Origin of the sequence: Fibrobacter sp. UBA4309 (assembly GCF_002395745.1) — a bacterium.
GTDB lineage: Bacteria > Fibrobacterota > Fibrobacteria > Fibrobacterales > Fibrobacteraceae > Fibrobacter.
Genome location: NZ_DGUN01000051.1, coordinates 125,414 through 146,831 on the forward strand (window position 1 = coordinate 125,414; position 21,418 = coordinate 146,831).

14 protein-coding genes and 1 tRNA gene are annotated in these 21,418 nt (G+C 52.3%); 7 read left to right on the forward strand and 8 right to left on the reverse strand.

Annotation, left to right across the window (positions count from 1 at the left end; all coding sequences use genetic code 11):
• The first annotated feature begins 90 nt into the window (after nucleotides 1–90).
• On the forward strand, nucleotides 91–927 hold the full coding sequence (locus B3M32_RS07710; RefSeq protein ID WP_290744866.1) for a prepilin peptidase: 837 nt from the start codon (nucleotides 91–93) through the stop codon (nucleotides 925–927).
• Here B3M32_RS07710 and B3M32_RS07715 read toward each other — a convergent pair.
• Nucleotides 911–3,001, reverse strand: a complete 2,091-nt coding sequence (locus B3M32_RS07715; RefSeq protein WP_290744867.1) for a pectinesterase family protein — start codon at nucleotides 2,999–3,001, stop codon at nucleotides 911–913. The two genes, B3M32_RS07710 and B3M32_RS07715, sit on opposite strands and share 17 nt — an antisense overlap.
• A gap of 208 nt (nucleotides 3,002–3,209) precedes the next feature.
• Between B3M32_RS07715 and B3M32_RS07720 the strand changes: the two genes are divergently transcribed.
• On the forward strand, nucleotides 3,210–5,102 hold the full coding sequence (locus tag B3M32_RS07720; RefSeq protein WP_290744868.1) for a Gfo/Idh/MocA family oxidoreductase: 1,893 nt from the start codon (nucleotides 3,210–3,212) through the stop codon (nucleotides 5,100–5,102).
• A gap of 83 nt (nucleotides 5,103–5,185) precedes the next feature.
• Here the strand turns inward: B3M32_RS07720 and B3M32_RS07725 are convergent, their stop codons facing one another.
• Complete coding sequence (locus tag B3M32_RS07725; protein WP_290744897.1) at nucleotides 5,186–6,370, reverse strand: efflux RND transporter periplasmic adaptor subunit; 1,185 nt, start codon at nucleotides 6,368–6,370, stop codon at nucleotides 5,186–5,188.
• Between the two features lie 67 nt (nucleotides 6,371–6,437).
• Between B3M32_RS07725 and B3M32_RS07730 the strand changes: the two genes are divergently transcribed.
• The 3 genes from B3M32_RS07730 to B3M32_RS07740 all read left to right on the forward strand — a co-directional run bounded on the left by B3M32_RS07730 (nucleotide 6,438) and on the right by B3M32_RS07740 (nucleotide 9,843).
• Nucleotides 6,438–7,427: a cation diffusion facilitator family transporter gene (locus B3M32_RS07730; RefSeq protein WP_290744900.1), complete on the forward strand. Its 990-nt coding sequence runs from the start codon at nucleotides 6,438–6,440 to the stop codon at nucleotides 7,425–7,427.
• A gap of 107 nt (nucleotides 7,428–7,534) precedes the next feature.
• A complete protein-coding gene (locus tag B3M32_RS07735) occupies nucleotides 7,535–8,365 on the forward strand; it encodes an aldo/keto reductase (RefSeq protein WP_290744903.1) in 831 nt (276 codons plus the stop codon).
• A 26-nt stretch (nucleotides 8,366–8,391) separates the two neighbouring features.
• Nucleotides 8,392–9,843, forward strand: a complete 1,452-nt coding sequence (locus B3M32_RS07740; RefSeq protein WP_290744906.1) for a M16 family metallopeptidase — start codon at nucleotides 8,392–8,394, stop codon at nucleotides 9,841–9,843.
• Nucleotides 9,844–9,910: 67 nt separating this feature from the next.
• Here the strand turns inward: B3M32_RS07740 and B3M32_RS07745 are convergent, their stop codons facing one another.
• The 5 genes from B3M32_RS07745 to B3M32_RS07765 all read right to left on the reverse strand — a co-directional run bounded on the left by B3M32_RS07745 (nucleotide 9,911) and on the right by B3M32_RS07765 (nucleotide 20,262).
• On the reverse strand, nucleotides 9,911–17,149 hold the full coding sequence (locus B3M32_RS07745) for a hypothetical protein (RefSeq protein ID WP_290744909.1): 7,239 nt from the start codon (nucleotides 17,147–17,149) through the stop codon (nucleotides 9,911–9,913).
• Nucleotides 17,150–17,163: 14 nt separating this feature from the next.
• Nucleotides 17,164–18,519 carry a prepilin-type N-terminal cleavage/methylation domain-containing protein gene (locus B3M32_RS07750; protein WP_290744913.1) on the reverse strand — a complete coding sequence of 452 codons (1,356 nt, stop codon included), beginning with the start codon at nucleotides 18,517–18,519 and terminating at the stop codon, nucleotides 17,164–17,166.
• Nucleotides 18,516–18,986, reverse strand: coding sequence for a type IV pilus modification PilV family protein (locus B3M32_RS07755; protein ID WP_290744916.1), 471 nt, complete (start codon nucleotides 18,984–18,986; stop codon nucleotides 18,516–18,518). The genes B3M32_RS07750 and B3M32_RS07755 overlap by 4 nt, the downstream gene beginning before the upstream one ends.
• Nucleotides 18,987–18,994: 8 nt before the next feature.
• Entirely contained in the window at nucleotides 18,995–19,540 is a 546-nt protein-coding gene (locus B3M32_RS07760; RefSeq protein ID WP_290744919.1) for a pilus assembly FimT family protein, read from the reverse strand.
• Between the two features lie 200 nt (nucleotides 19,541–19,740).
• On the reverse strand, nucleotides 19,741–20,262 hold the full coding sequence (locus B3M32_RS07765) for a hypothetical protein (protein ID WP_290744922.1): 522 nt from the start codon (nucleotides 20,260–20,262) through the stop codon (nucleotides 19,741–19,743).
• Nucleotides 20,263–20,349: 87 nt separating this feature from the next.
• Between B3M32_RS07765 and B3M32_RS07770 the strand changes: the two genes are divergently transcribed.
• Together B3M32_RS07770 and B3M32_RS07775 are read left to right on the forward strand one after the other, a co-directional pair.
• Nucleotides 20,350–20,432 (forward strand) — tRNA-Leu (locus tag B3M32_RS07770).
• A gap of 22 nt (nucleotides 20,433–20,454) precedes the next feature.
• Entirely contained in the window at nucleotides 20,455–20,880 is a 426-nt protein-coding gene (locus tag B3M32_RS07775) for a hypothetical protein (protein WP_290744925.1), read from the forward strand.
• Here the strand turns inward: B3M32_RS07775 and B3M32_RS07780 are convergent.
• The gene (locus B3M32_RS07780; RefSeq protein ID WP_290744928.1) at nucleotides 20,877–21,413 is read right to left on the reverse strand and encodes a hypothetical protein; all 537 of its coding nucleotides are present in this window, start codon (nucleotides 21,411–21,413) and stop codon (nucleotides 20,877–20,879) included. The two genes, B3M32_RS07775 and B3M32_RS07780, sit on opposite strands and share 4 nt — an antisense overlap.
• Between the last annotated feature and the right edge of the window lie 5 nt (nucleotides 21,414–21,418).

The following is a 21,418-nucleotide window of genomic DNA, read 5'->3' on the forward strand; positions in this document are numbered from 1 at the left end:
CTCTTGATTTAAATTTATCTTTTTATTGGCGAAAACAAACACTATATTATTCTTTATATATTCCCGAATGTACCACTTTTGAGGTTTTTTATGGACATTATCCCGCTTTGGTATTGGCTGGCCGTCTTTTTCGCCCTGGGCGCCTGTGTCGGGAGCTTCTACAACGTTATCGTCTACCGCATGCCGCGCGGCATTTCGCTTATCAATCCGCCGAGCCATTGTCCGCTATGCAAAAAGCACATCCCTATCCGCTATAACCTGCCCATTGTCGGTTGGCTCTGGCTCCGTGGCAAAAGCGCCTGTTGCAAACAACCTATCAGTATCATCTATCCTATCGGGGAAGCCCTCTGCGGCATTCTCGGGGCCTTGTCGCTCTATGCGGCCACCGGTTTCACGCTCGATTTCGGCGCTCCGGTCCTGGATGTCGAAATCTGGGGGCGCGCCCTCGGCCTATTCTGGCTATTGTTGGGAGCTTATCCGGTATGCGCGGTCGACACCAAGTACAAGTTGATACCCGACTCCATCTCTGTCGGCGGCATTGTCGCCGGATTGCTGATTTCGTTTATCCCGGGAGGCGTGACTCCGCTGCAGAGCATTGTCGGCGCCGTCGCCGCAGGCGGCGGGCTGTTCCTTATCGGCTGGACCGCAACCAAGATTCTCAAGAAAGACGCCATGGGTTTCGGCGACGTAAAACTGCTCGCAGGCTACGGGGCGCTCATGGGCGTTACGGGAGCCGTAGAGACCCTCATCATCGCCGCGGTCCTTGGCATCGTGGTAATGGTTCCGTACAGCAAGATCAATGCGGACAAGGGCGACGGGTCGGGCCAGATTCCCTTTGGCCCGTTCCTCGCGGTGGCGGCTCCTTTCATGTACCTGTGGGGAGAGCCCCTTCTCGAGCTCTACATGAAGTTTATCTTACCCGAATAATGCGTTGCCGGTTCATGCCCGGCGCAACAGTCTTTTCCACGTAGACCCCGCCCGGAAGTCCTTCGGTAGAAATCCTTGTTCCTACCGCTTGCCGTATCAGCATGCCGTTCACGTTGAACAGCATCGTCCTGGCTCCGGTTCCCGCAGCGAATACGCCACCGGCAAATTCCCAATAGATTGCCGTCGTTCCCGTATCGGACTTTTCGACATTCACCGCGGTCAGTTCCAGCTGGTCGAGGTTCGGGCCGTCGTTTCCGCCCACGATAGAGAATGTAATGTAGCTCGCGCCTTTTGCGAGCTTCACGGAGATTTCCTTCGTCTCGTAGGTAGTCCAGTTCGCGGTCGTCGCGAATTCGACTTCCTGCGCACCGCCGGCTTCGCCCTTGATGGAAAGGCTACGGGCCGCACTGCTACCGTTCGCGTATGTCATGGTCAGCTTGAATTCACCCGCGGCATCGGCATACACCGGTACCTTCACGCTAGACGTTCCCGTACCGAAATTGATGTAGCCCGTACCGGCAAAGCCCGCGTTGCTGCTCTCGTTGATAGCGTTCTCGATAACGCCTTCTTCGGCCTGGAACTTATTGGTGCCGTCACCGACGAACGAAGGCGTAAGTTCGATGTCGCCCGTAGCCTTGATGGTCACCGGAGATTTGTCCGCATTGATGCCCGCGGCACTTGCTCCGCTCCAGCCTGCGAATTTCCAGCCGCTGAGCGGATTCGCGGTAAACACCGCGTCCTTGCCTTCCATGACCTTGTCGCCCGCGATGTTCGTCGTGACCTTGCCGCCAACGGCTTCGCCAATCGTTACTTTGTAATAAGTCGCAGTGGCATCGACCGTCGTGACTTCGTTGGAGTAGGCTCCGAGCCCGCCCATGGAATTGGCGGCACGCACCGTAATCTTGGAACCCACGGCTACGCCATCAAGCGAGAAACTCGGCGTAATCACGTTGGCCTTGTACTTGCCGTTCACGAACACCACCCAGGCGCGGGCGTTGCTGTCGTCGGACCAAGTAATTTCGGCGCCTTCCTGCCCGATTTTCGGGGCGGAAACCTGTGCCGTCAGCTTGGTCGGGTCCCAGTTGTCGCTGCCCTTGAGTACATTTGCGAGAGTGTACTTGGCGGCATCGCTTGCATTCCATACCGTCTTGAGCGTCGTCGCCGTCGAACCGTCCTTGCCTCCATTGAAATAAGTCTTGCGCTGGCTCGTATTCACCGCGTTGCCGTTGCCGTCCTTGCTGTTGTATTCGCCAAAGACCTGCGGGGCGGAATTCATGTCGGGGCCCCAGCCTTCGCCCGCAGGCTGCGCAATCATCGTCGTGTTCAAGAAGACCGTCTTCGCATGTCCCCAGGAACGCCCCAGGTAGAACGAGCCGTTGAAACCGTTGTTGCTCACGGTGATGGTGGTGTTGTTGAAGACGTAGCCCCAGTCCCCCGGATTCTGGGAAGCCGTAATGTAGCCGCCCTTCCGCGTCACCACAAGCTTGGTACCTTCGAAGAATACGTCGCCGCCACCGCAGATAAAGTCGACCGTTCCGTCAATTTCGCCACCTTCCCAGTAGGTACGGCCCTTCTTGGTGTAATAGGTGTCTTGTCCGCTTAGAAGGCGTACATTCTTGTAGATAAACTTGTCACCTTCGTTCTGCTGCAGGGCCACCTGGCGCTCGGCGTTACCGGAGTTATAGGTACCCCTGTTCTGCAGCGTGATATCTTGCATGTACATGTTGTTGTTCTTTGGGAAATAGAGCGTTGCCGTGGTACTGATACCTTCGGTATCCGTCGTGTTCCAGATAATCGTCCTGTCCACCGATTGCCCGACAATAGAGACGTTCGATGCCGAAAAAGTCGTCTTGCCGTGTTCATCGCCTGTAAGCTTCGTAATTTCGTATTCGCCATCGGGAACAAAGATGACGAAACGGTTGCTGGCAGACGCACCCGACTTGCCCGCGGCGGCAACAGCCGCCTTGAAGTCGCCATCGACACCGACGACGAAATCGATTTTCTTTTTTTCAACTGCAGATACGCTCACCGTGAAAGCGAGCATCGCGACAGTTCCAAACCAGATTTTTCCCATAACATCCTCGTCGCCTTGATAACGATCCTTTGTTAATCTAACATAATATATGTCTAAATTGCCTGCTGGAAACGTTATTTTTATTTACAAGTTGTCCATAGGCAACGCTAGAAATGGCAAAATTTGCACACGCAAGAGTCCATTTATATACGAAAAAAACTCCTGCAGGCCTTCAAAAGAGAGTATTTTTTGAAAAAAAGGGAAAAAGATGGTCCTAAAATTTGCAATTCTCGGGTGTGGCCATATCGCCACAAAGATGGCAGCTGCGGTCAAGGCTCTCGAAAAGAACGGTATGGGCGTGGAATGCTACGCGGTGGCGTCGCGCACGCTTGACAAGGCGAAAAAATTTGCCGACGATTACGGATTTGGCCGGGCGTACGGTAGCTACGAGGAACTCGCGAAGGACCCGGACGTGGACTTGATCTACATCGCGACACCGCATTCCGAACACTACAAGGACATACTGCTTTGCCTGGAACAGGGCAAGAACCTGCTCGTGGAAAAGGCCTTCACCGCAAACGCATTGCTCGCTTCGGAGGCCATCGCCCTTGCCGAAGAGAAGGGCGTCTTTTTGAGCGAAGCTATGTGGACGCGATTCCTGCCTGCAGTGCAGATGGTGAAGGACTGGATCTGTGCCGGGAAGATCGGGACGGTGGAAAGCGTGGAAGCCGACTTCTCGATGCCGCTTTCGCATATCGAGCGCCTGCGGAACCCGGCCCTCGCGGGCGGGGCGCTATTGGACCTCGGAATTTACAGCCTCACGTTTGCGGACATTTTCTTGACGGATGAAAAAATCGGCGGCGTCGCGAATCATATCGTGCAGACAAAAAGCAAGTGCGTAAAGTTCCACACGGGCGTAGATGCGACAGACTGGATCGATCTCGTCTACAAGAACGGGCAGGTAGCACATCTCAAGACTTCGATGGTGGCGCCGCTCAAGAACGAAGGCGTGATTTACGGAACCGCGGGCTTTATCCGGGTGCAGAACCTGAACGACATGGTGGAACTACAGCTATTCGATGTCGCCGGGACGCTCGTGGAATCGGTGAAACCGCCGCGCATCGCGAACTGCTACGAGTACGAGGTTCTGGGCTGCAAGTCCGCGCTTGAAAAGGGCCTCAGGGAAAGCCCCGAAATACCGCACGGCAAGACCATGCAGATGATGACGCAGATGGACAAGCTCCGCGAAAGCTGGGGAGTCGCTTACCCGTTCGAGCAATCGCCGGCGCAAGTATGGGAACGCAGCGGCGACAAGTCGTTCCTCGAAATATGCGATATCGAGACCGGAAAAACGGAACTGATCAAAGAATTCGACTGCGTAATCGAAGCCCCGAACTGGAGCGCCGACGGGAAGTTCCTCACATACAACAGCAACGGGCGCATCTACAGGTACGAGCTTGGGACCGGAACGATTTCGGAAGTTCCTTCGCTCTTCGTGGACAACTGCAACAACGACCACGTACTTGCACCCGACGGCACGGGACTCTACGTAAGCCACCATACCAAGGAAGACGGACTTTCGCGCATCTACAAGATTTTCTTCGACGGACGCATGCCGGTACTCGTGACACCGCTTGCACCGAGCTACCTCCACGGCGTAACGCCCGACGGAAAAGTTCTCGCCTATTGCGCCGAGCGCGACGGCGAATACGACATCTACACGATTCCTGCCGAGGGTGGGAACGAGACGCAGCTCACGACTGCATTCGGGCTGAACGACGGCCCGGAATACGACTGCGACGGAGAATACGTCTGGTTCAATTCGGTGCGCACGGGACGAATGCAGGCCTGGCGCATGAAGGCGGACGGTTCCGAACAGACGCAGATGACATTCGATGCGCACTCAAACACCTGGTTCCCGCACATCTCGCCCGACCGCACGAAGGTCGTGATGCTCGCCTACCACGAACGCGACGTGCGCCCGGGAGACCATGTCCCGAACAAGGACGTAGAAATCCGCATCATGACAGGCAACGATAAAACCGGATGGAGCAAGCCGCGCACGCTTCTCAAGCTGTTCGGCGGGCAGGGAACGCTCAACGTGAATTCCTGGGCGCCCGACAGCAGGCGTTTCGCCTACGTGCGGTACGCAAGAACATAAAACGCGCTTTTTGTTCCTACAGAAAAAGCCCACGCTTGCGGGCATTCTGTTTTTCCGGCTTTATTTGCCTGCCGGCTACGGCGTTATTTCCTTTTCTTCTTGCCGGGAGGCGTGGGCATGAAGGGGCTGCTCGCCTCGGACTTCTTGAATGCCGACGCACCTGTGCTTTCCTGACCCACCACGACGGAATCGCCCAGGCTAAGGCCCTCGAGGATTTCGACATTCACGCCGTCGTTGATTCCGGTCTTGACCGGGCGCGGGGCAAGTTTCCCGTCGACATTGAGCCACACACGGTCGCCCTTGAGCTGGGGCGGCAGGGCGCCGGGTTTGGCCATCTGTGGACCGACGCCCGGGCTGAACTTGAGCGCCTTCACGGGAACGGAAATCGCGTCGACAACTTCCCTGGTAACAATCGTGCAGGTAGCGGTCATGCCGGGCAACAACTTCTGGTCAGGATTCTCGGCAGCAATCACCACCGTGTAGGTCACCACGTTGCTCGTGGTCGTCGGGTTCAGGCGAACCTCCTGCACGCTGCCGTTGAAGGTTTCGCCCTGGAAGGCGTCGACGGTGAAAGTCACCTTCTGGCCAGCCTTCACCTGGCCGATATCCGCTTCGTCCACGTCGGCCATGACCTTCATCTGGCTCAAGTCCCTCGCGATGACGAACAAGGTAGGAGTGCTCATGGAAGCGGCGACGGTCTGGCCCACTTCTACGGCCCGCTTCAGCACCACGCCGTCGATCGGGCTCTTGATGGTCGCGTAACTCAAGTTGAGCCTCGCTTGCGCCACCTCGTTCTTGCTGCGTTCCACGGCGAGCTTCGCGGAGTTCATGTTGTATTCAGCCGTCTCGAGTTCAACGGCGCTGGCAGCGTTGCTCTCGGAAAGTTTCTTTATGCGGCTGTAGGTGGACTCCTTGTACTTGTAGTCGTTTTCGGCGGACTTGTAGGCGATTTCGGCCTGCGTGAGCGTCGCCTTGAGTTTCGACTTGTCGAGTTCGGCGATGACCTGGCCTTTCTTGACGCCGGAATTGAAATCCACGTAAATCTTGGAGATGTCGCCCGAAACCTGCGTACCCACTTCCACCTGGTCTACGGGATCGAGCGTTCCCGTCGCCGAGATCGTGGTAGAAATCGTCATCTGCTTTACTGCCGAACTGACATAAGCCCCCGGAACATCGTCAACGCTTTCCGAAAAAAAGAAATGCTTGACGCCGAAGGCAATGGCGGCAAGGACTGCGACAATAACGATGAATTTCAGCAACTTTTTCATAAATCAGACCCAAAAAATAAAAAGTATTTCCGGCTTTTTCGAATATTTGGATGCACATGGGCGGAGTTTGGTTGCAAATTGTTATATTACACGTGACAACAAGCACCTGTTTACCGACCTCTCCCCCATGACCCGAATCCTGAAAAAAGACGATTCTTCCGAAGTCCGGCACGTCACGCTGGTAGGGCTTGCCTGGAACGCCGCACTGTCGGCGGGCAAGTTCTTCGCGGGTTATTTCGGCGGGTCGCAGGCATTGGTGGCGGACGCCATCCACAGCGCGTCGGATTTCACCACGGACATCGCAATCATCGTGGGTTCCAAGTTCTGGAACGCGCCCCCCGATGCGGACCACCCTTACGGGCACCGCCGTTTCGAGACGCTCATCTCGGTGGGCATCGGGCTTGCCGTATGCGCCGTAGGTATCGGGCTCGGCTACAACGCCATCGTGGCCCTGAACGAGGGCAAGGCAAGCAAACCCGAATGGATTGCGGGAGTCATGGCCGCGCTTTCCATCATTATCAAGGAAGCGCTTTTCCGCTACACACGCGCCAAGGGACGTTCCATCCGCAGCGAGGCCGTAGAGGCGAACGCGTGGCATCACAGGAGCGACGCCTACAGCTCCATCCCGGTGCTGATAGCCATCCTATTCGGAATATTCTTTCCTAATCTCTGGTTCGCCGATTCGGTGGGAGCGATTATCGTATCGGTATTCATCGTGCATTCCGGTTTCGAGATAGCCTGGCCCGGCATACACCGCGTCGCCGACGAGGGCGCCTCCGAGGAGGTGGCCCAGAAGCTGAAAGGCATCGCCCTCGCCTGCCCGAACGTCATCAGCATCCACGGGTTCCGTACCCGCTATGTAGGCAGCGACCTTCACGTGGACTTGCACGTGGTCGTCCCGGCCGACATGTCACTCCTCGAGGCGCACGACCTCGCCGAGGAGGTGGAACAGAAGCTCATCGACAGCGGCGAGAACGTCGTAGATGCGCTCGTGCATATCGACCCCTATAGCGAAGAACGCGCAAAACGCGGCGAGACCAAGACCATCGAACGGTAGCGGCCAACATCACTTGTACTATTCCAAAGTGGTATTTGACGGGGCGTCCTTTTGCCCCGTTCCTTGTTTATATTAGAAAAGTTGAACGTGAACGAAGGGGCTCTCCCATGGTGGTTGACGAAGTATACAAGATGAATAACGGGGAAAAGATTCCCAAGCTGGCCCTGGGGACATGGCAGATTTCCGACGAAGACGCTGAATTCGCCGTCCAGACAGCCATCGAGGCGGGATATAGGCATATCGACACGGCTATCGCCTACGACAACGAGGCCGGTGTCGGCCGTGGCATCAAGACCGCCATAAACCACCTCGGAGTCACCCGCGAAAAGATTTTCGTGACCACCAAGATTCCCGCCGAAGAAAAAACTTACGGCGGAGCGATTCGCTGCATCAACGAATCCATCGAACGCCTGGACAGCTTCTATACCGACCTGATGCTTATCCACGCGCCCAAACCGTGGGACGAGATGTGGAAACCCGGCAAGAACTACTTTGCCGAAAACCTGCAGGTATGGAAGGCATTGGAAGAGGCCTGTACCGCAGGCAACTGCAGGAGCATCGGCGTATCGAATTTCGATATAGACGACCTTAAGAACATCATGGACGAGTGTTCCATTATGCCCGCAGTAAACCAGGTGGAAATCCATATCGGGCATATTCCCTACGAGCTTGTTGAATTCTGCGAACAGAACGGCATATTGCTCGAGGCCTATTCGCCCAATGCGCACGGGCGCCTGGCAAACGTCCCCGTCATTTGCCAGATGGCCGACAAGTACGATGTTTCTGTACCGCAGCTGGCAAGCAGGTTCATACTGCAGCTGGGAATGCTCCCCTTGCCCAAATCGGTCCATGGCGACCGAATTCTCCAGAACGCCGATCTCGATTTCGAAATCATGCCTGCCGACATGGCGGAACTTCTCGAAATCGACGGTCTCTAGAGCCTAAAATTGTGTAAATTTACCACATGAAAAAAATCGCCGCCTTAGTCGCCGCGAGCCTGTGGTGCGCACCGCTCCATGCCGCCGTCGACCTGAATGTCCACAAGGAAGTCCTGCCTAACGGGCTGACTGTCTTGCTGCACCCGAACAAGCAGGCGCCAACCGTGAGTTGCCGCCTCTTCTACGTCACCGGTTCCGTACACGAGGTTCCCGGCAAGTCCGGACTCGCCCATATCTTGGAACACGAACTTTTCAAGGGAACCAAGAAGGTCGGCATCCAGGACAGCGTCGCCGACGCTCGCTTCATGGCGGTCCAAGATAGCCTGCAGGCGTTGATCCGCCCCGCAAAACTCGCGGGCGACAGCGCGCTTGTCAAGAAGCTCACCGCCGAACACGATTCCGTGCTCAACGAACACCGCAAGATTTTCGTGAAGGACGAACTGTGGAGCGCCTACCAGGCGGCGGGCGGCACGGGCCTGAACGCGTTCACGAGCGACCTCATGACCGCCTATATCGTGACCCTCCCGAAAAACAAGGTGGAACTGTTCATGTGGCTGGAATCGGACCGCATGCAGAACGCCGTATTGCGCGAGTTCTATTCCGAACGCGACGTGGTGCGCGAGGAACGCCGCATGCGCTACGACGACAAGCCGACCGGACGCTATTACGAAAGCCTGAATTCCCTTATCTACGAAGCATTCCCCTACCGGGTGCCCACCATCGGCTGGCCTAGCGACATCGCGAACCTGACCCGCGAAATGGCAGAGGAACATTACCGCAAGTACTACAAGCCACGTAACGCCATCCTGGTGTTGGCGGGCGATCTGGAAGTCGCACCGACCATGGAAATGGTCAAGAAGTATTTCGGGAGCATCCCGGCAGGCGAAGCATTCCCTCCGCTTACGATTCGCGACCCGGAACAGGCAGGAGAAAAGCGGCTGACCGTAACGCGCCCCGATGCGCCCAACCTCTTCACGCTGGTGTTCAAAACACCTGAAGTCGGCGACAGGAGCCTGTACGCGCTCGACATAGCCGAAGGCGTGCTGAACGGACGTTCAGGCAGGCTCTACAAGCGCCTTGTGGAGCAGGAAAAGCTCGCCGTGAGCGTGGGAGCAAGCAACAGCCCGAACAAGTACGTTTCCGAGTTTTCTATACAGGTAAACATGAGGCCCGACGCCGACGTGGCCAAGGTCGAGAAGATAGTCTGGGAAGAACTCGAGAAACTGAAAACCGAAATTGCGAGCGAACGTGAGTTCCAGAAGGTCAAGAACCGCGCCTACGCTGGACTGGTACGCAGCCTGACCGACATGGAAAACGTCGCGACGATGCTCGCCTACTACGAGATGTTCGGTGATTACAAGATATTCCTGAACTGGGCCAACGAACTCGACAAGGTCACCGCCGCCGAGGTACAGGCCGCCGCCAAGAAAACCTTTGTACGCGAAAAAAGCGTTGCCGGGTTCCTGCTGAAGAAATAGCGGAAACAACCCATTACTGAAAACAGAAAAGCTCCCCTGCGGGGGAGCATGTTTAGTTATTTTAAATCTAGTTGCAGTTTGGTTTTCCAACTGTAACCGAAGACCCGTCATTTCGTCCTGTAGCAGTCTGAATATAATAGCCACCATCAACGGGGTCAGGATAATCGTTACAGCACATTTGCGAATAACCCGAATATGATTTTCCATTTATTACATAAGTAGCAGGAGTATTGATATATGCAATAGAAGTTGCAAAATAGCACTTTCCATCGGTATTGAAGGATCCCGTCGTAGTAGGAGAGCATCCCGTTGGTGCATGGCAATCTCCAGAGGGTTCATCTCCACCTCCTCCGCCAGGATTATCACCACCAGATCCGCTACCAGAACCAGAGCCACTACCACAAGGGTTGCTAGAGGACGTATTATTGATAGTGAAGTTGCAATAAACGCGATCACCACCAGCAGGAGATCCATCATGTATGACTTCAAGATAATAACCTTCATCCACTTTATCTACGCCATAATTCTTTATTTCAGTTTCCGAATGAGTGCCAACTATCGGCGTTCCATTTATTTTTATACTTGAGCATACATGATCTATTCTTAACTTGGCATTTTCGTTATCAATATAATAACAGTGTTTGAGAGCTTGATACTCATTCGCTCCTGATGCCGTCAGCTCTATTGTTGAACAATCACTACATGTACAGCCACAAACATCTTCAGTGGAGCTACTCGAACTATACGTCACACTAAAAGTGCAGGCATCCGTTGTATGTCCACCACCATCAGTCATCGTCAAGGAGTAACCAATCGTTCCGGACGGGTTTGTCGCATTAAACGTAATGTCTCCACCAGTGTAACTTCCAGTCGCATTGGTAACAGCGGCGCCAGTTGTCGTTGCAGCAACCGTATATGTACAACCATCGCAATGTTCAACAGTCAGATTGCCATAGGGAATCGTTATCTCGACTGAAGTTGCAGTCTCCTTATCGTCTATAGCGATACTACTGCAAGAAAGCGTTACATTTTCTTTCGCGGTCACCGTTTCGGTGCAATACGCTGTATCGCTTCCGTTGTAATACAAGCTATAAGTACCAGCGTCCAAGTTATCAACCGATATACTCGTACCGCAAGTACTTGACGACGAAACAGGATCTGTCACGCCATCTTTTTTCAAGATCCAGCTATCGCAGTGAGTCACGTTGGAAACAGAGAACGTTGCCGACTCATTGGAGTATATGGAGCTCTTGTTAACAGAACATGTTCCGGTAGGTTTTCCGACGGGTCGCTCGTAAGTCCCACAATCCGCCTGGCCATCAGTCCCATACAGAACAGACAGAACTATCGTCCCTCCTTCTGCAACAACAATATCTCTATTAAGATCCAAAGTGGTCTCCACTTCATCTCCATTTATCGCCAGAGTTTGCGACCACAAAACATTCCCCAAAACGTCCGTTTGAACGATGGCAACAGAAACTTCTACCGCTTCGTAATTTGAACTCGTGGCAGAAATACTCAACGTGTTCCCAGATATACTGCAGCTCGCCGTAGCTTCCACAGCGGCAAGGACCTCAAATTCATCTGTAGTACAGCTGGCATACTCACCACCAGTGCTATTTGTCGCCTTGACCGTATAGCTATAAGTTCCGGTAGTCAATCTATCTGATTTCGTATTGACTTCGGGCTTCCAGGTTCCTCCCGTTACAGGAGTTTTTCCATTACCATATCCAACTTCCGTGATATCACTTGTCAGCGAAACAGAGTAATAGCACCCTGTACTCGGGCAGTTCTCAAACGAATAAGTCAATGTTGGAACACCAAGCCCCTGAATCACAGTCTTTTCGTTTTCCGGAATGCTACAATCTATCGTCATTTTCTTGTATTCTTCGGTAGTAGCATCGCACGAAGCAACTCCTTCACTAGTGAACTGCGCCTCCTCATCATCGTAAGCGCTCACCGTGAATTTATATTGCAAGGTACTGGTTCCCGTATGCAAGTGTTCCTCGAACGGCTGGTCCGTATTGTCCGGCACTTCAAAACGCCCGCTTTCGTTGCAGCTGACAAAAGTTCCGGGAACCGCGATATCGTTCGAGTTCGCCGTTATCTTACATTTTTTCGCATTTTGGACATTATTTATCGGAGCGTGGACAACCCATTTATGCGAATTCTTGTCGAACTCAGCCGAGCAGTTGCCAAAACTCACCGCCTTGGCGCAACTGCTCTTAATCTCATTTAACGTATAAGTCGAAGAGCCCGTCAACTTCACCTTTTTCACCTTTTCCGGATCAAAGCCAAATTGACCGGACATTTCGTCCACATCCAACGAAGCATTGCTGTTGGAGATGTACCTTGCAGGCGATTCGATGCCGTTCACATCGACAAGTACGACCTTGATGTCCGCATTATCGGCCAATTCCGTAAAAGAAAACTCCAGTGACGCTTCCCGCAAATTGTAAGTACGAGTTCCTTCAATTACTTCCTCATTCAACCCCAAATAACGAGTCGAGTTCAAAAGGACCTCGTTCCTGGAACACGCGGTCAATTCGCCCACATTGAACAGGCCGCAATTGGCAAACAGTTCTATACTGGTGTTCTCCATATTCGGGCACGTTGCCGTCACGGAACCGTTACGGACAAAACCGTTCTTGTCTTCATGCAGATACCCATGAGGACCATTTTCTTTGAATTTGAATTTCTTTTCCAAGAGCTTCAGGCCATCCTTCTTGTCATTTGTCCGATTGTAATAGCCGTCGGAACTTTGCGTCGCGCAAGATCCCGTAAGATCTCCCGTCCCGTGACTGTGATAGTAATCGGAAGGCATGTCGCAACCATTGTAGAAGAAATCTCCTACACTGCAACTTGCCGTATTCTCAAACCAGCTAGAATACCCGATCCAAGGCGCAACATCCTTTTCCAAGGGAACTCGGCCGCCAAGATACTTTGCGGCAAACGAGCAGCTTATCGACGGATAATCGAAACAGGCTTCATTATTGAAATCAGTTGTTCTCCAGCCAATATCATGAATCTGGAATTCCGGATTGGACAGCTTGAAACCGACGTACTGGTGATCGACATCATTCAGCACTCCGTAGTTCCAATCAGACGATAGGTTAAACTGATGGGTATATACACCGCCGGTACCCCCGACCAATTCAACATTCAGGTTTACCTTGTCCAGCGTAATTTTCACATTCATTGCTGCATCAGGAGTCACCGAGAAAGAATTGCCGCCGGCATTCTTCAGCTGGCTCTCGATACATTTATTGGTGTTGGCAATACGCGGAGAATTCACGCCCGTCGAATAGCACACGCGCGCATACGCCTTGTTGTCGTTCTTCCCGTAGATATTGACCATAAGGTATTCGCCCACAGTCTTGTTCGACCTGAAGACAAAGCCATCGTTCAACATATCCTTTTCACGACCGACCGGGATCCTCGCCGTCTTTATTCTGGCGGTCAAGATTCCATTGGGGCCTGCAACATTGCGATGCATAATGAAGGCCACTTTCCCGCTATTGTCGTTACTCAAATACCCGCTAGACGCCGACGGCATGGGCCATGTAGAATTGTCCGCAAACACCATCAACCATTTGGCATTGTCAGCCTTCAATCCGCTCGCCACCGCGCAACGGGAATTATTGTTCCCGCATTTGTCAATGCACTCTTCCGCCTTGGTAGAAGGATAGCTCATGCATTCTTCGGCCATATGGTCGAACGAAGAGTAGAAACAGTGGTCATCGCGTTCATTGAAATGGGCCTTGTAGGATTGAGCAGAACCCATCACGAACTCAATCGTCGGCGAAACGTTATTAACCCAGTTACAATCAGAGGAATGGCAAGTCCAGTAATTGAAGCGGTCGTCTCCCGTCGCGTTCGCCACGACCTTCACATACGTTCCGACAGGAATCGAATAGTCGCAACTGACGGCCGTACACTCGTCATACGATTCGTATTCCGCCGATTCTGTATTTTTCGTGTACACCATCAGTTTACTGGCTTTTGCGCCTTCTTTTTCAAGGTGCAGCCCGAAGCTTCTCTTTTTGAGCGACGCGTACAAAATGTAGGGACTGTTGGGGTTTTCCCCATCATCCTTCGCCCCCACAATGGAATTGTTCAAATCCGGCTTGTACAAGACGCACTTACTATCATCGTACGAGAGAGCCCTAAGCTGGATGGGATTGTTACTGCTGTTACCCGACGGACATTTCCACTGTTCGTTAGCCATGCCTTCTTCTGTCGTACAATTCGGCCAGGCCTCAATCCATATGGCGGGGCCCAAATCTCCACAATCTTCTTCGTTCGCAGCGGTCGCATACTTTGAATTCGCCCCCGTGCAATTATCGGGATAGGTTTCGCAATACTTCGCTATGCTTTCACGCTTGATAGTTGCAGAACCCGTAATGCTATACGTCTTGGTCGCATTCCCTACAATGCTACAACCTTCCGGTGATTGCAAAGCGAATATAACAGAACCCGCCTGCGCTCCAGCATCTGTCTGGACCGTGAACAAGGGCACCGTCTGGTTCGAGGCACCCGCAGTTCCGCTATATACAAAGACGTGTCCACCGGACCCTGGTTTTTCTTCAAAATTTGGTGTTGCATCAATCTTCGAAATCGTCCAGCCCGTAAGGCCGTTGTTCATTATATAAACTTCAACCTTAATATTCTGCTGTTCCGCACCGTCAATCGCCGGAATAAGGAGGTTTACCGTACTGGAGCTAGAAGAGGTCGGTTGAATGAACACTGAAGCGGGGCTTTCAAAGGAAACACGGGCATCTCCCGAGGCTTCTCCCGTCACCGCAACAAAGAAATACGTCCTAAAGCTTCCTTCCGTATAGGTACAGACATAGCTCTTGCCCTTTCGAATTACATCCGGCTGGGAAGCAAGCGCCGTTGTCGGAGAGGGACCGCCGTTTGCACACGAAGTAGTGCCGTTTCCTTCAACATGAGCGCCATTAAGAGGCATGACCGAGAAATAATCCGTCAACTTGCCGACAGCATCTTCATTCAAGTAGACGATTCGGGGCAATGCCACAATGGACTGCGCTACCGGATTGGCGTTGGACACCGCCTCCGTATTGGCATACTCGGATTCCACTTCTATGTGCAGTTGCGCTCCGGTAGCAATATGGTAGGAATCATGACCGCCATCAAAAACGACTTCATTGTCTATCACGATACTAGAGCTGGAACCGGTAGCCCCATCACCACAAGTTTCTGCCGATGACGGGCAAATGATCTTACTAGAAGTGAGATCGTTAAGAAAAGCCTGGTTAAAGTTAACCGTCGGAGCATCACCGGACGAGAAGGAATGTACTTTTGCACAATTTGCCGAAGACATATAGAACGAGCCCGTCCAGGCACCGCCCGAAGAACTGATTTTTGTAATATCCTTTTCGGAATAGATGAAATAATTGAAACGAGAGCCATTGTTCTGATCAATTTCTCCAGCCCCGTTGGGCAAATAAAGGAAAACATAGGCGTCAGTCGCCGTCGGAGGCAACTTGACTTTATCTAGCTTAGATGTGCTATTCGGCTCTTCGTCCACATAAAAGATATATTTTCCTCTAATTTCCTTTGACGCATTCGCCAATAGCTTGTTCATCCAAGCCGCATTTGCCTTGACCACCAGATAGCCATTATACTTTTGACTTTCTGGCGTAGTAGAAGAACAACTGTTCAATAAATCAATTCCGTTACCATTGTTCAAATCAGCATTTGTATTTGCGATGAGATTGGTAACACATTCGCTTATTTTTGTCCCGAAAGATTCCTTGGCATTTTTCAGCAAGTCCGCCAAAGTTTCCTTGGCAGAGGCACCATGCCCACATTTGGTCGTAGGCTTGTTAAAATAATTGTCGCAGAAATCCTTTATCTCAGTATTGCAGGTAACACTGGGAGCACCTGCAACATTCTTGTGCAAGTTTTCCTTTTTAGCCATGGAGGTAAATGCCGTACGCATTGTAGAATATGCCCCCTTACCCGATTGTTTACAAGTTTCAACAGCACCGTCGCACGAATACTTAATATCGAACTGAACCAAATCATGACCCTGATAATAATACGTTGGTCTGTCGCCATCCTTGGGACAGGCGCCATCTGACGTAAGTTGCTGCCAACCGGCCGGGCCCAGATTAGCATAATAATTTGTTGTTGGTGTTGTATAAAAAGAAGCTCCCCAAGGAAGATATTTTGCACTGCACAATTCCACATTTTTTATATACAGCTCCGAGTTTTCACTCGTTCCCAACGTAACATATACATGTTTTCCATCGCTTAAGCTATTATTTCCATTTCGCAAACCAAACGCACTCGGGACCCACATAGAGCCGTCTACAGTAAACGGGCCCTGATTCTCATTAGTCGGCGTTCTAAAATCAATCCACGCATTCTGGGCCAGGCACATGTTTCCGCCGATATGGGTTTTTTTGATTTCGGAGTTCGTCCATTTCCCTCCTAGCGTGACATCCCCTGTAATGTTGATATCGGCGCCCTTCGTTCCTACCGTAACATCCTTGCCAAAATATGCGTTGGTCATGGCGGCGCCCGTCTTCATGTTAAATTTTGCGTCACCCTTTACATATATATCGTTTACCTGTTCAAATCCTTCCTGATTCGTAACATCCATTGATCCCTTGACACACGTGTGGCCTCCGACACGAAGATGGTTCGTATTGTCGTCACCAAGATCACCAAAAACAATCAAATCGCTCTTGGCCACGAGTTCCTTTCCCTTAAGGTCTCCATACACAAGCATCGCCGCCATTCCCGATTTAGTTGAAGAGTTGTTATCAAGCGTAGTGCCGCCCCCCACATAACCAAAATTGTAATCCAACTCTATGTCTTCATGAACTTCCATTGACGGAACCATTACCCTGTAAAGCCCGGACACCTTCATAATCGCCGCTTCGGTATGCGTAGTCCCTTTACTTGATGTTCCCGTAGAAACAATCTTCAACTTGTACACATTTGTGCTGACATCGGCCGCCACTATAGACACGTTGTAATTCTGCCGTCCCTGCCCAATGCCGGGGAGGACATTGTTCAAGCTAATCGGTTGTTTTCCATTGTCAAAAAATTGCTTGACTATAGCACCCACATCATTGGCATGGTACGTCATCCACGACCTGGCCGCTTCGATTCCAGAAACAGCCGATTCCTTGGCCTCGGCCTGCATCAGCCTTGACGCACTCGACCGGCTCTCCGAGGTAAGCCACTTGTATGTCGCCGTCGCGGCAATTGTCGCGACAAGCATGAACAGAAGGACCGTTATGAGAGAAACACCTCGTTTCATGTTCTTCATATGCTACCTACCCTTTAAACGCCGTTGCTCGGAACAGGAATAACCACCTGGGCATTCGTTCCTTCCCCGTTTCTTGTGACTTTCATCTCTATGCGGAAAGCCTTGACATTTTTCTTGTCAACAGTCAATGGCGTATAAGCTGCATCAAACGTATAGTTACCGTCATTTACAAGACGTACCTTGACATTCGTCAAAGAAATCGGCATCAAGCTTACCGTCGGAGAAAACAGCGACACGGTGAACGTAACACATCCTGCAGCCACATCGACTTTTTCACCTTCGCCGTCATCCAACCCGTTCGTCATGAAGCTGACGGAACGTTTTCCCGCTCCATTGCCATGAGCCGGCGGATAAACAAGAAAATCGGGGACATCCGGAACCAAAGCCGGAGCAGTCCCAGAGACATCGCGAATCCCTACCGCGAAATGGTCCACACCCGGCCTAAACATTCTCAAATTTTCTCCACCGTCTTGCAAATCAAAGCTAATCTCGTACGTCGCATTCTTTCTAAACGTAAAGGACTTGCAGTCTTTCCAGTCCGAGCTCGCGTCCGCGGGAGCATTAACGGACTCTGCAAGGAAGAACAGGTGTTTCACAGGATTAGCAACCACCGCATCACCCCCATTGTAATTCGTCACCATGTTCGTTAACGAAACAACATCTCCTCCCTGAACAGGATCGGTACTCGCCAGCATAAACTGATCCGACGTATTCTCATAGGGAATAAACCGGAAGCTTTTCTTGGTCAAATTGCCTGGATAATGTGGAAACAGGGCGTTTTCGGCAACCAGGACCTTGGGTTTGGCTTCCAACACCCTAAATTCTTCGACGCCCTCCGCGATTTCTACCTCGACGCCGTCTTCCGTACAATCATCTCCGTCGGCGTCTCCGTCCAAAGTCTTGCAGGAACGGTAAAGCTTTTTATCGGTTTTGGCGTACCAGGAGATTTCGTCCGTACTCAGATACTCTCCAGCATTACTGTAGCGAACTCGACGAAGAGCGAGCTTGTCCAGGTCCGTGCCGAATTCCGCCTTGGACAACTCGTACGAGGAGGAATCTATATCCTCGGGCGCCGCCGGATCGGTAGGATGAATAAACACTTCGCTTTTCAGGACGAACGCATCTCCTTCGTCATTGGATGCAGCCAAATCAATAGCACTCTTGGCCCCCATCTGCGCCACGTCTTCTTTAAGGAGAGCTTCCACGTTTTCTGCAACTTCCGAGGCCTTGAGCATGCTATGCGTACGGATGCGCATCTTGGTCGAATTGCTATACGCCTGACCGGCCACGATAACAATAATACCGAGGATGGCGATATACACCATGAGTTCCATCAAGGTGAAACCGGATTTGGACTTTACTTGGTTCATCGTATCACCGCCGACATATCTATGGATTGGGTCGACCCCTTGAAATTCCAGGAAACTTTTACATTGACCTGTTTTGCATATACGTGGCTCACGGACTCGTAACTAGACGTATTTTCGGCGACATAGTCATTTGTAGGAGACACCGTCACGGTCGGCGTATATTCAATGAAAGAATTTCCGCCACCGACTTTGCTGCCCCTATCCCAGGAACGGGTAATCGGGTCCAGAGTATAACTGGTAGAAGATGTCGGGTCCGATGGAATAGAGGCGATGCCTATACGGTTGAGCGAATCCAGCACCTGCTGGGCCACCTCTACGGCTCCGTCACGGCCACGGATGCGCAACAGCGCCTCGCGGTTGCCCGTCTGCATATGGAGAACCGCCATGTACAGGAGCCCCAACACGAGGGCAGAAACCAGCACCTCCGTTATACCGAAACCTTTCTTGTTTTTCAAGACCTTTTCCATAGCACCACCTACGGTTCAATCCAACTGGAACCAGCATCGTAACTTAGTTTGTAATACGCACCGAACTTTGTCGCAAGCTTGATAGAAGAAGCAAAGCGGTCAGAACTTCCATAACGGACAAGGAAACAGCCTGCGGGAATCGGCGACTTCCCTATTTTCGGGGTAAGCGTCATATTTGCCACGGGAGATTTCTTGCCGGCCGGCAGTTCCGGACAATTGACGTTGTTGCTGGTCGTCACGAACTGGTTCGCCGATTCCAGATTCATCTCGTCGATCTTTTCGTCGAGTTTCTCGGAATCCGTGCATTCTCCCTTGAACAGCTTCATGCTCTTGCCGCTTGCCGTCAGGCAGAGTTTTTCGTTCAACCGGGTCGCCTCGTTGGCTGCACGCTGCATGAAGGCGGTCACGTTGATACCGGCATCCTTGATTCGGCTGTTCATGATGGCCGCGCGCATATTCGTGACGCCTATACCCGCCAAAATCCCCATGATGGTAACCACCGCAAGGACTTCGATCAAAGTAACGCCGCGCTTGTCCGAACACGAATTCAGCATACAACCTCTCAAGGGAAATCGCAACTCATTGCCTTGCAAGAAGTTAGCAATTTACCGCTTTTCCAAATACGACAAAACACGCATAAGGCGCCATTTGGCGCCCCTGCTTCTTTGAAATATATATATAAAAAGGGGAAAGCGGTAAAGTTTTATTTACTTTCGTGAGAAAAATCGCATAAAATTGCGATAATTGGCGTTTTTTAGCGTTTTTTGCCGAATGTGGACTTGCCGTCATAGCACGACACGGCACCTTTGGCGCACCTTTTGGAATCGGAACCGTCGTTGCGGAACACCTCGCCGAAGATTTCCTTGCCCGGACCGTTGCTCCCCTTGGCAAACTGTACATCGTAAAAGATGTCGGAATCGCGCGTGCCCACGAGAACAGTCGCGTCGACCTTGTACGACCCGTGCGCCCCCTTGATGCGGAACCCGTACGGGAGTTCTTCCACGACGATGTCCGGGAGGGATTCCTTTTTCGGGAGTTCGTACTCGAGATCGGCCCAGGTCGCGGCGCCGCCCTTGTCGCGCAGCTTGAACCAGCCTTCGGCATCTTCTTCCGCGGCCGTCTCCATGACCATGTTGATGCACGCCAGGTAACCGTCACGGACCAGCGAAAGCTGCTCCTTGAACTCGTGGTACTCGTCCATGTCGCCATCGTAGGCGAACACGGGAACGGTCAGCATATACAAGAAAAAGACCAGGAAAAATACCGAATGCTTCATGCCCACAATCTAACAAAAGAAGCCGGGAGCGGCGCAGTCCCTATAACGCAGGGAGTCTTTTTTTTGTATATTTGCGGGGCACAACCTGCCCGGGTGGTGGAATGGTAGACACTGGGGACTTAAAATCCCTTGGGGGCAACCTCGTGCGGGTTCAAGTCCCGCCCCGGGCATTGTTCTTTAACGAGGTCGGAAATGATCGAATTTTACCCGAACAGCATCTATTACCCGCGCGAAGCGGTCGAAGAAAAGCTCGCCAAGGGAGAGCTCGAAAGAACCGAGAAGCACCTCCTGGGCTGGACAGAGCGCCACCGCGGCGAAATCTGGGACTGTGCCCGAGACGATTCCGAAAACCCGACCGACGAGATCCTGCTCGACAACCTCCGTGCACTCCTGCTGTGCAAGGGTTCGTTGCAACCGGCCGCCGAGATGGGCGACATGATCAAGGAGATCACCAAGGAAGTGTGGTACAGGAACGAGAATGGTCCCGAGGCGCCCGACATGGTCGCTGCCGAATGGCGTGCCAAGTACCTGACCAAGTGGCGCGAAGCCCGCATGTTCGAGGCGTTCATCCTTATCGAGAACAGGGCCGAACAGCTGCTCAAGATTTTGAAGGGCTAGTATTTCTCCATCCAGCGGATGGGAATCCAGAATTCAAGCGTACCGGAAGCGCTCTTGGGATAGCGCCAGTAATACTCTACGTGGTTAACGAGGCTTTCCTTGAAATCCTCGTCATCGGTGTTCGAGAAGACAAACTCGTCCAGTTTAAAACGACCGAGAGAATCGAGAGTCATGCGCACTCCGACGACGATGTCGTCCACGGAGGCATCTCCCGCCTTGCGCGCCTTTGACTTCTTGTGGTTTTTCTTGAGGTTCTTGAAATGTTCGCCGGCTAGGTAATGGAGGCCGGCGGCACGGCCCTGCAAGAATTTCTCGAGCTGCTCCAGGTCCCTCCCCGCGGAATTCTCCAGGATGTAGATGTCGTCGAAGCCAGGCATCACGACACGCCCCGTGAACCCGTTCGTCTCTTCTTCCGGTTCGGGCACAAAGGGCGCCGCCGGCTTAGGCACTGCCCGCGGGATGTTGAACAGCACTCCCAGCATCACGGCAAACACGAGGAACAGGAGAATCAGGGGAAAGTTCCGTTTCAGCATAAGTT